Annotated in this window: 7 protein-coding genes; 6 read left to right on the top strand and 1 reads right to left on the bottom strand. The window is 41.5% G+C overall.

From position 1 onward, the window contains the following. Positions 1 to 10 precede the first annotated feature (10 nt). The gene (locus tag QSH13_RS11655) at positions 11 to 943 is read left to right on the top strand and encodes an alpha/beta hydrolase (RefSeq protein WP_228407245.1); all 933 of its coding nucleotides are present in this window, start codon (positions 11 to 13) and stop codon (positions 941 to 943) included. A 24-nt stretch (positions 944 to 967) separates the two neighbouring features. On the opposite strand, the gene nanR is transcribed toward QSH13_RS11655, so the two are convergent. Continuing rightward, positions 968 to 1,669 (bottom strand): transcriptional regulator NanR, encoded by a 702-nt coding sequence (gene nanR, locus QSH13_RS11650; protein ID WP_109407078.1) that lies wholly within the window; start codon positions 1,667 to 1,669, stop codon positions 968 to 970. 104 nt (positions 1,670 to 1,773) lie between these two features. Here nanR and QSH13_RS11645 point away from each other — a divergent pair, with 104 nt between their 5' ends. From QSH13_RS11645 to QSH13_RS11625, 5 genes are all read left to right on the top strand, one after another. Beyond that, positions 1,774 to 2,790 carry a sialate O-acetylesterase gene (locus QSH13_RS11645; protein ID WP_109396998.1) on the top strand — a complete coding sequence of 339 codons (1,017 nt, stop codon included), beginning with the start codon at positions 1,774 to 1,776 and terminating at the stop codon, positions 2,788 to 2,790. 180 nt (positions 2,791 to 2,970) lie between these two features. After that, a complete protein-coding gene (locus tag QSH13_RS11640) occupies positions 2,971 to 3,858 on the top strand; it encodes a DMT family transporter (protein ID WP_286039165.1) in 888 nt (295 codons plus the stop codon). Between the two features lie 710 nt (positions 3,859 to 4,568). Continuing rightward, complete coding sequence (locus QSH13_RS11635) at positions 4,569 to 6,215, top strand: ShlB/FhaC/HecB family hemolysin secretion/activation protein (RefSeq protein ID WP_286039215.1); 1,647 nt, start codon at positions 4,569 to 4,571, stop codon at positions 6,213 to 6,215. 79 nt (positions 6,216 to 6,294) lie between these two features. Further along, the gene (locus tag QSH13_RS11630) at positions 6,295 to 17,382 is read left to right on the top strand and encodes a hemagglutinin repeat-containing protein (protein ID WP_286039166.1); all 11,088 of its coding nucleotides are present in this window, start codon (positions 6,295 to 6,297) and stop codon (positions 17,380 to 17,382) included. Further along, positions 17,379 to 17,876 (top strand): immunity 42 family protein, encoded by a 498-nt coding sequence (locus QSH13_RS11625; RefSeq protein WP_109396356.1) that lies wholly within the window; start codon positions 17,379 to 17,381, stop codon positions 17,874 to 17,876. The genes QSH13_RS11630 and QSH13_RS11625 overlap by 4 nt, the downstream gene beginning before the upstream one ends. Positions 17,877 to 17,892: the final 16 nt, after the last annotated feature.

Raw genomic sequence — 17,892 nt, 5'->3', positions numbered from 1 at the left:
CGAGGCGTATATGGAAATCATAAATGAAAAACTAAATGAAATGATGGTGGATTTATTTGAAAAATCGACAAGAATAGATTTAATTACATCAAATGTTCTATTTAATGAACCTCTAGGTGAACTTGTTTATCAAGATCCTGAACACAATGGTGAATATTCTCTTGATAGAGTCGTTACAAATATATCTCATCCACAATTAACTATTTTTACTCCAGAACATTCTAATGGATGTGGTATTTTAGTGATACCCGGTGGGGGATATCAGGCAGTTATGTTTGATAAAGAAGGTACTGCATTAGCGCCTTTTTTCTTATCTAAGGGTTACACAATATTTGTTCTGACATATCGATTACCGTCACCTTTATTTTCTGACGATATTAATCGCCCATTTAATGATGCTATTTTGGCAATGATGTATATAAGAAAAAATGCATCTAAATGGAAAATTGAAAAAGATCGCATTGGAATTATGGGGTTTTCTGCTGGAGGTCATGTAGCGGCAATGCTTATTACCCAAGCATATAATGCTGATAGTTGTATTTTATCTAATGAAAAAATTGATATTAACTTAATTATGCCTAACTTTGCCGGATTAATATATCCTGTTATATCAATGAGTGATTCAATCACACATAAAGGCTCAAAAGATAAATTAATTAGTCATGATACTGATGATATTAATATAAAAAATTATAGCGCAGAATGTAATGTTAATTCAAAACTACCACCCGTTTTTCTATTACATTGTTGCGATGACCCTTTAGTGCCTGTCGAAAATAGCTTATTAATGTTCGACTCCCTTATAAAATATAATGTACCAACAGAGATGCATATTTATGAGAAGGGGGGCCATGGTTTTGGTATTCAATGGACTTCTGATTTACCAGTAAAAAGATGGCCTGAACTATTTATAAATTGGATTGAGTCAAAAATAATATATTGAGTATAAAGCATTAATATTATTGGATCATAATTTGATACGATGTTTTAAATGATTTTCCATCAATAATTCTGCTTTTTCTGCATCGTGATTGGCTATAGCTTGAAAGATTTCAATGTGTTGAGTATGTGTTTTTTTATTATTCTCATAGGTCATTTTATTTTTTTCAAGAGGCTTAGCTGAGATAAGCCATTCCGATAGTGCAGAGTGAAGTGTTTTGAGGATCTTATTTTGTGGAATATCGGCTAATATTTTATGAAATTCAATATCATATTGTGCATAGGCATCAGGTGTTCTTAATGAATTATGATGAATGTCTAGTATTTTCTCTAGTTTTTCTAAATCTTTTTCGGTTGCATGTTTAGCTGCATATCTGACTAGATGAGTTTCAAAAAATATGCGTAGTCTTTCAAAGTCACTAACACCTTCTGGGGTAGAGAGAAAATCGGTAACTATGCCAGATAAACTGTTGATAATCATTTCCGCAGAAGGTCGACATACACTGGCTTTTTCACCCTTATTATATTTTATAAGACCTTTGTGCCTTAATACAGATAATGCTTCTCTGATTGATGGTCGACCAACGCCAAAGAAATCCATAAGTTCACGTTCGGAAGGAAGATATTCTCCTTCTTTGATCTCATCACGTCGGATCATACTTTCTAACTCATCAGCAACAATTTCAGATAACTTTTTTGTTACCAGTGGTTTTCTTTTAGTGGTCAACATCTGTTACTCCGTATTTTTACGCCCAAAAATAGTAAAGAGAATGGTGACACATTATAAGAAAACATTAAAGATTATACAAAATAATGAAGTGAGGATATAAGAGTATGTATAGCTCTGATTTAGAAGGAAAAAACAATGGGGGCGCTAAAGTTGAATTCTGGTATGTGCTACCTCTGGCAGGACAATCTAATGGTATGGCTTATGGCGAGGGGCTTCCACTCCCGCAAACGCTTGATTGCCCGAATCCAAGAATTAAACAATTGGCTAGAAGAAGTACAATCACTCCTGGAGGAAAACCCTGCCAGTATAATGAAATTATTCCTGCCGATCATTGTCTTCATGATGTGCAAGATATGAGCTTATTTCATCATCCTAAAGCTAACTTAACAAATGGTGAATATGGTTGTGTCGGTCAGGGATTGCATATAGCTAAAAAAATTCTTCCATATATACCTGACAACGCAGGCATTTTACTTGTTCCTTGTTGTAGGGGCGGAGCCGCTTTTACTATTGGTTTGAACGGTTCTTTTAATTTAGCTACAGGAGCCAGTCCTGATTCATTACGTTGGGGGATTGATACACCTTTATATTTTGATTTATTAACTAGAGTAAAATTTGCTCTTGATTACAATCCATTAAATAAGTTAATAGCGGTTTGCTGGATGCAAGGCGAATTTGATTTAGCATCGGAGCATTATTATGAACAACCTAAATTATTTAATGCTATGGTGGAAAGATTTAGAAATGATTTGAGTGATTATTCAGCTCAATGTATTGATAATAATATTGATAAAGTACCTTGGCTATGTGGTGATACTACATGGTATTGGAAAGAGAAATATAAAAAAGAGTATGACTTTGTATATGGTAATTATCGTTGTCATGAAGATAAAGAAATTTATTTTTTACAATTTCAAGAAAATAATGAAAGAGGTTTAACTAATGAACCTTCTGAAGATCCTGATGGAACATATAAAGGTTATTTAGGTTCTTCATGGAGAGATAAAAGTAATTGGACCACGGACTTAAGAAATTCTCATTTTAATTCACAGGCACGTAGAGGGATTGTTTCTACATCTTTTTCTAATTTTATAGCAAAAAGATTATTATTAGTTAATTAATATATTGATCGCGTGGGAGGGGTGGGGGAATTAAAAAATGGAAACTTCATTTGATCTAATTATTCGTTGGCTGTGATTTTTTAGTTTTTTTGCAAATAAAAGATTAATTGAGATCGCTTGCTTTTCTGTGCACAGCGTGCCTGTGACTTTATTTTATTAATACAGGATAAAGGAGGGGGGATGAACAATCAAAACTATTTTTTAGTCCGTTGTATGTACGTAATTCTGATGGGACTAGGTTTTCCTATCATGAGATATATGAGCCTAAACTTTGATACATTAAATAATAATGCGGTCAGATTTATCTCTGGGGGAGTTCTTTTTTGTATTTTTTGTTTATTAAAGTACAAAAACCACTTAAAAAAGATAAATATTAAAACAGCGCTACTACTTTTTGTTCTTTCCATATTTATGACATGCAATATGTTCTTTTTCATTAATGGAATAAAGAATACATCAGCCTTATCAGGGAGTGTTTTTAGTATATTGGCAATGCCACTAGGTATTCTCGTTGCCAGTTTGTTTTTTATTGATGAACGAGAAAGAGCATTTAACTATAAATTTATAACAGGTGCATTAATTGCAATATTAGGATCGTTTCTTTTTATTTTTAATGACCGCTCTTTAAGTTCTAGCTCATTTAATTATATAGGATTTATCTTTTTAACCATTGCTATTTGTATTCAATCGATACAAAATGTCATTGTTAAAATAGTAGCGCAATACCTTCCCGCAATTGTAATTAGTGCGTCAACAGCAACTATTTCAGGATTGATGTTTTTATTATTAGCTATAAAAACAGGTGTTATTTCTGAATTATCGGTAACATCTAAAGAGCTATTAATATTATTAGTTCTTGCTGGCATATATGGAATGTTCACAGGTATGCTTATGGCATTTTATATTTTAAAAACACAGGGGGTAACTATTTTCAATATTACACAATTATTAATCCCCGTATCAACAGGAATTTTTGGATACTTCACTTTAGGGGAAAAAGTTGATGTTATTCAGGCAACAGGCGCGGTGATTATCATTGTTGGATGTGTTTTTGCAACAAAGCGATAGTCAGGTATTTATGTATAATGTTGGAATTATTGAGATAGTAAAATATAATTCATTTTCTGATTTTAATATTTGCTTTTAAATAGATATCGCATGTGAAAAAGGAAGGGGTATTATAACTAATGGGGGAAATACATGTGAATTTTATAAATTCAAATACAGTAATGGTTTGAGCGGTAGTTAATATAAAACACAAGTCAGTCTCATTATATACTGAATATTATACGAATGAGAATTCTGGTAAAAATAGGTCATTTGATATCATTATTCCTTATTTGATTAACCATCAAAAGTCGTTCGATTTTTGTTTTCAGCATCCTCAATCGAAACTTTCTTTTAATAAACAGTTTTTTTACTGATTTAGACTTGCATGTATCCGGTTTTTTATCTGTTTTTCTTCATTTTTACATCAATTTACACAGAAAAAATTTGTGCGCAAAAAAATAATGCAGACTAATACTCTTATTTGGTGTTATATCTTAGATCTTTGCTTTGAAATAGTTTATTAATTCGATCTTTTATTCTGAAATTTGATCTAAAGCACGTTTGGTTAAATTTAATTTTATTAATGTAATGAAGTGTAAATTTAAGGTCAATTTTTGACAGTGAGAATGCTTGTCAGCGGATAAATTTTCGGTTGGTTTATGACAAACAAACTTTTTAAGTATAAAAAGCAGTATCAGTGGTGGTTGTTAGGTGGATGTTTTGTTGCGATGCCGTTGTTAGCCGAGCCATTAAATCAACCGGAACAACACGCATTATCTGTTGATGCCAGAGAACAGCAGCGCCAGCAGGAAAGAGAGCGCTTATTACAGAAACAAAACATGCCCGCTGTGGACATGCATATCCAGCAGCCAGATTTATCACTACCGGATTACCCGCAAAATGAACACCCTTGCTTTACTATTTCTTCCATTCAACTTGTAGGTGAGGAAGCTGAGAATTTTCAATGGGCATTGAATGCTGTTAACGAGGCTAAAGGCCGATGCCTTGGTAGCCAGGGAGTTCTGCTGGTTCTTAATAAGGTACAAAATGCCATTTTAGAAAAAGGTTATGTGACCACTCGCGTAATGGCACAAGAGCAGGATTTAACCCGGGGGGAGTTGGTTCTCACGCTTCAGCCAGGACGAATTAATGCCATTCGTTTTAATGACGGCACTTCATGGCGTGGACGTTTGTGGAATGCTATCCCTGCTTCGTCCGGTAATATTTTGAATTTGCGTGATATTGAACAAGGGCTGGAAAACTTTAAACGCGTACCTAATGTAACAGCGGATATTCGTATTGAGCCCGGTCCGATTGATGGTACCAGTGACTTAGTGGTCAGCTGGCAGGAAAAACGTCCTGTACGGCTTAGTTTAGGTCTTGATGACAGTGGTTCAAAAAGTACCGGGCGCTATTTAGGTTCTACTACTTTAGCCATAGATGCGCCATTTGCTCAAAATGATATGTTTTATGCCAATATTAGCAAAGACTTATTTGATAAAGGCCCTTTTGGTAACCGCTCTTACACCCTGAACTATTTTATCCCTGTAGGCAATTGGGGCTTTAACGTTAATTACAATAAATATAATTATCACCAAAATATTCCTAATGCGAACGAAGTGCTACGTTATAGTGGCAAGAGCGATACCGCACAACTTACGGTGTCACGGTTACTGTTTCGCAATCAAATTCATAAAACCACCCTTAACTTACGTACCTACCGAAAAACAGCCAGTAATGCAGTTAATGACATTGATATTGAGCAGCAACGCCGACGTACCGCGGGATGGGAAGTGGGTGTTAACCAGCGTAGCTTTTTAGGTAACGCGACGCTTGATGCCAATGTTAACTGGCGTCGTGGAACAGGTGCCTATGGCGCACGCCGTGCACCAGAAGAAGACACTCACAGCGGTAGTGCTCGCGTGGGAATTTTCCTTGGCGATATCAGTTTCAATCAACCATTCACATTAGGTGAACAACCCTGGCGCTGGAATACCGCACTACGAGGACAATGGACTCAACATGCTTTAACCCCTCAGGAACGCATGTCTATCGGTGGTCGCTATACCGTTCGTGGTTTTGACGGTGAGCAAGTGCTGTCGGGTGAAAAGGGGCTGTTATGGCGCAACGAACTGGTTTGGAATGTTTTTGCTAAAGGACAAGAGCTGTATTTAGCCGCTGATTACGGGCGTGTTGAAGGCCAAAGTACTCAATACCTTGTGGGTCGCCAACTCGCGGGTAGCGCATTGGGGCTTCGTGGCTCAATTTCATCGCGTTTAAGCTACGACCTGTTTGTTGGCGTGCCGTTATATAAGCCGAAAAAATTCGATACATCAGGGGCGACGGCTGGTTTTAGCCTCAACCTTGAAATTTAATCGCATTTTATTGATTTGATAGCCAGTAGACATTTTCAGTTTTACCCATGTTTGTACTGTTTCTTGAAGGAATTCCATTATGAATAAGCATTGTTATCGTTTAATTTTCAGCCGCACTCATGGGGAATTACGTGTCGTATCGGAACTAGCTAAAAGCTGTAGCACTGACTCAGGCCAAACACGAGGCACAAATGGCTGTCGCTTGTGGGTCACTTTGCGCCGTACTTCGTTGCTGCTGTGGCTGGCTTTGTGGGGAAGCTCTGCCATGGCGGGCAACATTATTGCCGATAATAATGCACTTCCAAACCAGCGCCCTGAAGTGATCAATACGCAAAATGGTATTCCACAAGTCAATATTGTAGCACCGAATGATTCGGGGATTTCCCATAACCAATATAAACAATTTGATGTCGATAATCGTGGTGCTGTGCTCAATAACTCCGCGGTGATGACTTCAACACAAATTGCAGGCGTGATCCAGGGTAATCCGAACCTTGATCCAAACAAAGCGCCTGCTCGTATCATTCTCAATGAAGTTAACAGCAATAACCCGAGCCAGATCAAAGGTTTTCTTGAAGTCGCCGGTGGTAAAGCACAAGTGATTGTTGCTAACCCCTCGGGAATTATTTGTAATGGTTGTGGCACCATCAACGCAGGTCGCATGACTCTCACTACTGGTAAACCCCAATTTAATCCGGATGGCAGTCTTGCCGGATATCAGGTTGAGCGCGGAATTATTCGCGTTGAAGGTGGAGGACTGAATGCTGACAGTCGTCACGATACTCAATATGTTGACCTGCTTGCCCGTGCAGTTGAAATTAACTCAGGCGTGTGGGCAAAAGAAAAAATTGCCGTTGTTGCGGGTAAAAACAAAGTTGATACGCAAAATAAAGCCACTCGGATAGAGAGCCAAACCGCGCAACCTAAATTTGCCATCGACATGGGGCAAATGGGTGGCATGTACAGCGGTTATATCCAAATGGTGGGTACCGAAAAAGGCGTGGGCGTGCGTAACCAAGGCGGGCACATCCAATCGGATAAGACATTGACAGTTAATAGCAACGGTAAGCTAATTTGGGGAAGCGAATCACAACAAGCCACCACCCAAGCAGGCAGTGATATTACTTTGATAGCCAAAGACACCATTGGGCACCAAGGTAAATTGCACAGTGGCGGTACCTTAAACCTTGAAAGCCAAACAGGCTCGGTGAGCAACACGGGCACGCTGGCTGCTCTGCAAGATGTTAAAATCAATGCGAAAGGCGATATTCTCAGTCAGGGTAACCTGCTCGCAGGCAGTGATAATAAAAGCAACATTATCAATAATGCTGATATTGCTCTAAACAGTGATGGTACAATTGGTACCCGAGGTGCTCTATTAAGTAAAAAAAATGTTACCGCGACAGGTCAATCTCTGGATTTAAGCCAGACACAAATCGCCGCCTCTGCTTTGGCACTCACCGCCAAACAAGGGGACATTGCCCTCATCCAAGACAAGATTGATGCTAATCACGTCAAATTCCACAGTGCACGAGATATTCACGCCGGACAAGTGCAAGTCAAAGCAGAACAGTGGCAGGTCAATGCAAATAACCTGTTTAATCAGAAAGGTGCGTGGGTACAAACTGGGGCAAACGAGAGTCAATTTGCGCTTTCAGGGCAGCTGAATAACCAGGGTGGTGTGATTGAAGCCAATCGCCTCAAATTCAGTGCTGATTCACTGAACAATCAAGCTGGCCGATTAGTTGCGTTAAGCAATACTCAGCAAGATTGGCTGGTCAAAAATACTCTTACTAACCCACAAGGCGAAATTGGGGCAAATGGGAACTTAACCCTTACCGCAAACGCAATTGATAACCAATCAGGCACGATTAAAAGCCAAACCCACTTAAGCTTAGAAGCTAAACAACAGATTGATAATACTACCGGTAACCTTGTCGCAGGAAATTCAGTCGATTTGCAGGCAGACAAATTACTGAATAATCAATCTGGTATCATTAATAGCCAGAAAGTCACCGTCAATACTGGCAATCTCAATAATTCGCTGGGTAGACTGATTAGCCAAACCACTCTTGATGTTGTCGCTCGCCAGCGGGTGAATAACACCGGCGGGTTTATAGGGGCGGGGGATAAATTAACTTTAACAGCGCAAGATGTGGTTAATAACCAACAAGGTACAATGCAAAGTGACATTCAGCTTATTGTTGGGGCGCAACGTGTTGATAACCAAAGTGGCAAAATATTGTCCGGTAAGCAACTTGTTCTTAATACGGTCACCGATCTTGATAACCAAAATGGCGCACTTTCCGGCAAAGATATTGTACTGACTGCTGACAATATTAAGAATCAGCAAGGACAGATTGTTGGTGAAAACACTGTTGATATCAAAGTAAAAAATGCTTTAGATAACACGAAAGGAAAAGTGATTGCCAATGAGATTCTAACCACGTCTGTCGGACAGCAACTCTCCAACCAAGCAGGTTTATTGCAAGGTGGTAAGCAAACAGCTATCACCACCAACACACTGGATAATCGTGATGGGCAAGTGCTATCTGGCCAAAAACTCGATATTGCAACCACGACACAAATTGATAATGCTAAAGGCGAAGTCAGCAGTCAAAACGTTAATATCCATACCGCCCAACTGGATAATCAAACCGGTAAAGTGATTGCGACCCAAAATCTCAACCTCATCAGTCAAGGTGATGTGAATAATCAGTCTGGTTTATTAGAAGCAGGTACTCAATTAACCCTGAAAATCAAAGGGAATACCAATAACCAGAAAGGCATGTTGCAAGCAGGAAAAAAGGTGGATCTCATCACAAGCTCTATTGATAACACTCAGGGCCAGTTGTTATCAGGTAGCCTGCTCACCTTAAACACACAAAATGATCTTAAGAACAGCCAAGGTAAAGTCAGTGCCGGTAACGCATTGCAATGGAAAGGTCACGCTTTCAATAATAACGCAGGTTTGCTGCAAAGTGGTGGCACCTTAGCCTTGACGGGAGAACAACTGAGTAATCAGCAAGAAGGTCAGATACTCAGCCAGAATGCGCTGTTATTCACTCTCAATGGTGATTTTAATAACCAAACCGGTATTTTTACCAGCCAAGGTGATACCGTCATTAATGCAAACCTTATTAATAATGTGAAAGGGGTACTTAATGCCCTTGGGCGTTTAACGGTTCGGGTAGTACAACAGCTCGATAACCGCGATGGGCGCATCTTCAGCCAGCAGGCACAAACATTACAAGCACAAAATATTTTCAACCAGCAGGGGTGGATAGGTAGTTTGGACTCTTGGAAAGCCACTGCTCAGATGTTTAATAACCAAAATGGTGAAATCCAAAGCCAAAAAGAGATTGAACTCACAGCAAACACACTGGGAAATCTACAAGGTAAATTACAAGCAGGTGCCTCTGCTTCACTCTTGATTGCTAACGAAATCAATAATACTGAAGGTAAAATCAGTGCGGGGCAAAACCTCGTCGCCACAGGGCAATCCGTCAGAAACCGGCAAGGGCAATTGCTCTCGGGGGGCACATTACAGCTCAGTGTATCGAATGCCGATAACTCACAAAGTGGTTTACTATATAGTCAAAAACAGTTGTTGTTATCCATTGAAAATGCGTTCAATAACACTCTGGGCAAACTGCAAAGTGGCGAAAATCTCATATTAACCAGTAAAGTATTAGACAATACCTCCGGCAAAATCGAAAGCCAGCAAACGTTGAGCCTTACTGGTACAGAACGAATTGATAATGCCTCGGGAGTGATCCGCAGTAATCAAAATCAACAACTGGAAACAAAAACATTTAACAACCGTGAAGGTACTGTCAGCAGCCTCGATCAACTTGTCCTGAACGCAACACAACTCGATAACAGTCAGGGAACTGTCATTAGTCAGCAGGCGGGCTCTTACAATATCGCACAGATCAATAACACGCAGGGAAAAATTCATGGTGGCGATACCCTAACGCTAACCACTTCTGATATCCAAAACCAACAAGGACAACTGGTTTCCACTAAGGCTCTGAAACTGATTGCGCTCACGCTGGATAACCGACATAACGGTATTCTAAGCAGTCAGGGTAGCCTCAGGGCGTTGTTGAATACCTTAGATAATCGCGAAAACGGGTTGGTTCACGGCAGTAAAGAAACTACGCTGACCATCAAAAATATCGAAAACACGACAGGTCGACTGCAAAGTAACGAAAGCCTGACATTTTCGGGGGTGAATACTCTCAATAATCAATCCGGTCAGGTTTTAGCTAATGGGAATATTGCAATCAACACCGATGAGGCTTCCACTTCTGCGAAGCTTGTTCTTTTGAATCAACAAGGTACTTTACAAAGTGGTTCGGCACTCGCCATCAACACTCAGTCCATTAACAATCAGAACGGAACAATCCAAAGCCAGAGAGCACTTTCGTTGACTGCTGCACAGGACTATATGCACCGCGCAGGCGATACCCTCACCAGTAATCAATCGGTCACGCTGAATATTGCGGGTGCGCTGACCAACCTCACTGACTGGTTATTACCGGGGGATTTCACCTTTTCGGGACTGAACTTCATTAACCAAGGCTCGCTGGTCAGTAAAAACCTCGTAGTCACTACGGGTCAGTTGAATAACCTTAATCGGTTAGAAGCCGATAAGATGACGTTTAATGTAGATACCCTGAACAATAGCGCCACTTTAATGGGAGATGATATCCGTGTTAAAGCTAACACTCTGGATAATCAGGGAAAAATGGCGGTTATTGCTGCAGCAAAACACATTGACCTACATACAGAAAACACGCTCACTAACCGTGATCAGGCGCTGATTTATAGTGGTGATACTCTCACACTCACCAGTGATAATTTAATTGAAAATAATGCCAGCTTTATTGAGGCCGATGGTGCTGTTTCCATTACTGCACGGTTACTCAATAATTTGCGTAAAGGACTGGAAATTCAACGTGATGTAGAAAAAAGTGATTACCGGTGGCATCGTTATAGTTATAACTGGCGCTCTTACGGATCTGGTGTGAATACCGATAAAACGACTATTGACCCGACAACTCAGAAACTGACATTTAAAAACGATATCGCGGCAACCACAAATCCTTATGGTACGTTATTAAATATTGATGCGAGCAATAAACGCGCGCAGGTACGTGTAAAAAATAAGGATGGTCAGTTAACGGATGTTTGGGTCAATTATCTGGCATTAACGCCTGACAGTGATGGCGGTTATACCATGACATTCTATGAAACCCGGGGCTGGCGTCAGAATACCCCTCCTACGCCTTATCACAATACCGTGTGGCGTGAGCATGACATCGGGTTTATTGAACAATGGGATCCTGCATTACATCTTGATCTTGCTGATATTCCATATGTAACAGATTATAACAACTTACGCGAGCGTTCAGTCGAAGGAACTATCAGTCGCGATAAACTTATTTCGGAAGGAACGGGAGCTCGTATTCTTTCTGGTGGGAATATGGTGCTGACTATTACTGGGTCCTTACTTAATGATGCCAGTACGATCACTTCTGCCGGTGATCTCCATAAGAGGGGAAATGGACGGTTTGAGAATAAAGGTTATTCAGTGAATGAGCATCGCCGGGAGCATATTGTAGATCACTATGACAGAGATACCCGGCATTGGTATCCGACTTTTGAACACGATGAAACGATAGCGCTGAAAACCATCGACGGTATTATTTCAGGTAACGGAAATGTTGTTATTAATGGTCAGTCAATTACCAATACAACAGTAAATTCCGCTCAAATCAGTGAAATTGAAGCAGCATTAAATGCGGTAAAAGCTGAGCGTGCTGAGTTTGCACGTAATCCGCTGGCTTTTCATATTGAAGGTACTGGTAAACCGATATTGAATGCGGATTTTTCTGCGAGCGATAAATCGGATTTAACGTATTCTGAGGCTATATCGCCCTCCGGGCGTCCTTTACTACCTTCAGAACTGGCACTTACAAAGAAACAGCATATCAGTAATGTTGCCACCTTTATTCCTGATAATGGTTTATTTCGTCAGAATTTAACGCCGGATAGTCCATATTTGGTGGTGACTGATAAACGGTTTACTGACAGGGATAAATTTATCAGCAGTGACTATCTACTGGCTCGTGTGGGTTACTCTCCGGCAGATGTTCATAAACGTTTAGGCGATGGTTTTTATGAGCAACGTCTGGTGCGCGAGCAAGTATTAAAACTCACCGGTCGCGCATCTCTGCGTGAAGAAGATGCGATGGCCCAGTATCAATATCTGATGAATAACGGGATTAAAGTCGCGGAAGACTTTCGCTTACGTCCTGGGGTTGAATTAACCCCAGCCCAAATTGCAGCTCTACAGCAGGATATTGTCTGGTTAGTCAGTGAAACGGTTGAAACAGCGAACGGACCTCAGACTGTTTGGGTTCCAAAGGTTTACCTAGCCAACACAACATTGCGTCTGCTGAGTAGTGGCGCGGTGATCAGCGGTAAAAATCTGCAACTTTCAGCTGAAAGTGTCAATAACGCAGGGCAACTCCTCGCTGACAAAGGGCTGGAAGTTAATGCGGAACAGTTCTTACATCATGGGGGGGATATCGGTGCAGAACGCATTAATATTCAGGCGGACAGCATTACGCTGAGCACCAATCTACAGGATGCATTACGCCAGGCTTCTTTAAGTGCAACGGACATCAGTCTCAATGGACATGATATTCAGTTGCAGGGCGCTAAACTTGCGGCATTAAACGATATCAGTGTTACTGCCCGCGATAATTTATCTATTACGTCTGCAAGAAGCACACATTCTGGAGATATCCGTGTTATTTCGGGGGCGATGGGTAACCGTACCCGTGACGGGCTTGAAAAAGCGGGTGAACATCGTCTTGCACATATCAGTGGTGAATGGCAGCGATCACAAGGCAGTGAACTGAATGCTGGTGGTAACCTTACCCTGAAAGCAGGGCAGAATATTACGCTTCAGGGAAGTCAGGCAAAAGCCGGTGGGCAACTCGCTGCTGATGCGGGGCATAATCTCAATATTCTGTCTGATACGACGACCACAAAAACGCATCTTGAAGCAGGTAGCAGAACATCTTCTGTCAGCAATACCCGGGAGGAAGAACGTTTATTACTCAGTACATTAAGCGGAGATAAAGGTGTTTCCCTAAATGCAGGTAATGATTTCCTCGCAGAAGGTGCTCAGGTTGACAGCCGTGAAGGAAACGTCGCTGTCAGTGCGAAAGAGGTGAGTATTACTGCTGCTACACAGGATATCTCCGCACAGGATTATGAGAAAACTCGTTTCAGTCGGAAGAGCAATGGCTCACGAATTGATGAAACCTCATCACACACTGTTACCGGCAGTACGTTCAGCGGGCAGAAAGGTGTTGATATCACGGCGCGTGCTGACGATATTACCGTGACAGGCAGTGCTATTCACAGTGAAAAAGGCGCCGTCAATCTTAATGCTCAGAATAATGTGGTGCTGAACACAGCGACCGAAGAAACCCAATCCTATCTGGAAACACACAGCAGCAAAAAAGGCTTTTTAAGCTCCCGCAGTGAGCATACTATCCAAAACGATGAAACCACACGTGAAAGAGAGAGTCTCCTGAGCGGAGAAAAAGTGACTGTTAATGCAGGTAATAACTTAACTGTAACAGGGTCTTCCGTGGTTGCTGAACAGGATGTCACGTTAAATGCGGGTAATAATGTGGATATCACGGCGGCCACTGAAACGGACTCGCATTACTTTCTGGAAGAGAAGAAGAAAAGCGGTCTGTTTAGTGGCGGTGGGCTCGGATTTACTCTCGGTAAACAATCCACCCGTCATGAAGTGGATGAGAAAGGCACCACACAAAGTCAGAGTGTTAGCACTATTGGTAGCACACAAGGTGATGTCAATATCACCGCAGGGAATAAACTGCATGTGGGGGGGGCTGACCTGATTGCCCAGAAAGACTTAAACCTCACCGGTGACAGCGTCCAAATAGATCCAGGTTATGATGAGCGTACCCGCACCGAAACCTTTGAAACCAAACAAAGTGGCCTGACGCTGGCGTTATCAGGCACGGTTGGCGGTGCTCTCAACACTGCGGTGAGTACCGCTCAGCAGGCGAGAAAAGAAAGTGATGGTCGATTAAGTGCTCTGCAAAATACCAAAGCGGTCTTATCCGGTGTACAGGCTCAGCAAGCCTATGAACTGGATGGTCTTAAAACCGAGGCCGCCAATGACTACAATACTGCAAATAACCTCAAACCGAGCAATGACGGCTACCAAAAAGGCGAGACCAATACAGTTGGCGTCAGCGTGTCTTACGGTAGCCAGTCATCGAAAAGTGAAACCTATACTAATAGCCGTCAGTCACAGGGCAGCACATTAAACGCGGGTCAGAACCTGTCGATTACCGCAACCGGTAAAAACAAAAACAGCAACCCAGACAGCGGTAATATCACGGTCTCCGGCAGTGAACTCAAAGCCGGCAAAGACTTATCACTGTCTGCCACACAAGATATCAATCTGGTTTCCGCGCAAAATACCGAACAGACTACTGGTAAAAACAGCAGTCAGGGTAGTAACGTGGGTATCGGTATTGGCGTCGGTTCAGGAGGGTATGGCATTACCATTTCTGCGGGGGTTAATGCTGGTAAGGGGCATGAAAAAGGCAATGGCCTTACCCACACCGAAACCACGCTGGATGCCGGTCATAAACTCACCTTAAACAGCGGACAGGACACCACCCTCAAAGGCGCACAGGTCAGCGGTGAACAAGTCACCGTCAAGGTCGGTCGCGACCTCACCTTACAAAGTGAGCAGGACAGTGACCGCTATGATGCCAAACAGCAAGAGATCAGCGTCGGTGGCGGTTACACGCTAGGTGGTACACCAAACATCAATATCAGTGCCAGCAAAGACAAGATACACAGCAACTACGACAGTGTGAAAGAACAAACCGGTATTTTTGCCGGCAAAGGTGGCTTTGATGTCAGCGTCAAAGAGCACACTCAACTTGATGGTGCGGTGATGGCTTCCACTGCGGACAAAGATAAAAACCGCCTGGATACGGGGACGCTGGGTTGGAAAGATATTGACAACAAAGCCGATTTTACTGCTGAGCATACAGGCGGTTCAATGGGTACAGGAGGACCGATTGGCAGTCAGTTACTGGCCAATGCAGCGGGTGGGTTATTATCTAATGCCAATAACAGTGGTCAGTCAGAAGGTACGACAAAATCGGCCGTTAGTGACGGGACAATCATCGTTCGTCATGATGATAAGCAAAAACAGGATGTTAATACGCTTAATCGCGATACGGACCACGCCAATGACAGCAGTATTAACCCGATATTCGATAAAGAGAAAGAACAAAATCGCTTAAAACAGTCTCAGTTGATTGGTGAAATTGGCAATCAGACGATGGATATCATCCGTGCTGAAGGGGAAATCGCGGGCTACAAAGCGCAAAAAGACCCGGATGCGTTAGCGGCTGCGAAAGAACAACTGGAAGAAAAAGCCAAAGAGAATAACTTGTCAGAGGCACCAACTGAGGCACAAATTCAGCAGCAGGCCTATGATAATGCCATGGCGCAGTACGGCACGGGCAGTGATGTCCAAAAAGCGGCTCAGGCGGTTACCGGTTTGTTGCAAGGACTGGCCGGTGATAATTTAGCAGGTGCATTGGCAAATGTTTCTTCACCGTACTTAGCGACGTTGATAAAACAACAAGTGGGTGAAGAGAATAAAGCCGCGAATGCCATGGCGCATGCCGTATTAGGTGCCGTGGTTGCTGAGCTAAATAACCAATCTGTTGCTGCGGGTGGATTAGGTGCAGGCGGTGGTGAGCTGTCCGCTCATGTTATCTTAAACACCCTCTTCCCAGGCAAGAAGGTTTCTGATTTAAGTGAGAAGGAGAAACAGCAAGTCAGTGCATTGAGTCAATTGGCAGCAGGTTTAGCGGGTGGCCTTACTACGGGGGATATGGCGGGTGCAGTCACTGCCGCGCAGGCAGGGAAGAATGCGGTTGAGAATAATGCAGTAGCATTTGTTATGACCCCAGCAGGCCCTGTTCCTATGCCAATCATTTTTCCGGGTATAAATGATGCCGATGCAAACAAAGAAATGGCTTTAGCACTGGATAACGCATTAAAAAATATTGGTAAATCTATCAATGATTTTATCAATGGCGAAGGTGAAGTAAATATTGTTGAGGTAAAAGCGGCTTTATCACCGGAACAGCAAAAACAATTTGATATTCTCTGGGAAAAGAATGCACTTGCTATGAATGTATCTCAAGTTTCATTAGAAGCTATCAGTAAGCAGGGGGCATTTGGTTCGGCATTTGTCCATAGTTCAGTTGATGCGAAAGACCAGTACGGAAATACTGTCCGTATTATGGATAAAGGCGGTGCAGGAAATTATATTGCACAAGGAGATATGGTTGTTATTGATGGAGGGTATCTGATTGTATACTCTAAGGAAGGGAAATTCCTTAATGCCCTGAACCCAGATGGCAGTCGTAACGGGGTTGTTAGTGACTCTTATGAAGGACGTTATTTATCGGCAATTCCAGATATTAAGGTGCCTAATCATACGGGTGGGAATCAAATACCTGACCCTATCAGCAACACGCATATCACACCGACACCTAATCCGGATGAATTTGGGCCTAACCATACAGGAGATACAGAAAGAAAGGGAAATGTTACAATACCGACGGATACCGGTGGCAATCAGATACCTGAGTCTGTTGATAGTAAACACGTAACCCCCATTCTAGAACCACCTACAAAAGATGATCTTATTTATCTTGCAGAGGGGCGGGATAACCGCTTACCTATCCCTGAACCAATAATTTCAGGCAATGGATTAAGCATAAAATCTAATACGAAGCATACACCTGGAGGGGCTGGATATAAACCTGATGCGGGTATTGAACCTCGAAATTCATTAGAACTTTTTGAGCATTCTATACCAACAAAGGATCCTAAAACTAGATTGTCAATTGATTCTGATGGTAATATCCATAGATTTTTTAGTGAATCTAAAGATGGAAGTGGAGCATTTCACTGGAGTGGAAGTACCGGCGATACTAATAGCTCACTTGGACATAGAGAATTAAAGAAATTTAATAGTGAAATTAAAACGCTTAGAGGTGCCAAATGATTTTTGGTGATCCTTATGATTTTGCGGTTATTTATGAGAAAGTAGAAGAGTCTAACGATGGTTACTGGAAATTTGGTTTTTTTAATTTTGTTATCAAAGATGAACTATTTCCAGCCAAAGGCTCTAATTATACCCTTCATATGGCAATTAATTACTTAAAGGATAGTGTAGAAGAAATTGATAATTGCAGACCATTGGATGACCACTCAATAAACGAATGTGAATTATTTGGTTTAATAGCTCATTCTCATATAAAAATTTTGGATACAGATCCCGATGATTTTGAAATAATTCCGAGTCAACCTATTGGCGTTGACCTAAGTCCAGTAGAAATCTCAGATGTTGGGTTTTATCTTTTTTATTATATTGAGAATGGTGATTATGAGAGTTTAATTTTTAGTAAAGATTATGGAGTTACAATTAGTAAGGTGATGTTTCCCAAAGGGACAATAAAAAAAGTACTAAATAAATTACCTGACAAGGATTCTATTTAGGGAAGATACGAGTAAG

Source organism: Proteus faecis (assembly GCF_030286765.1).
In the GTDB taxonomy this organism is placed as follows: domain Bacteria; phylum Pseudomonadota; class Gammaproteobacteria; order Enterobacterales; family Enterobacteriaceae; genus Proteus; species Proteus faecis.
The sequence above is the reverse complement of the archived record's forward strand: the minus strand, read 5'-3'. Positions and strand labels throughout refer to the sequence as shown.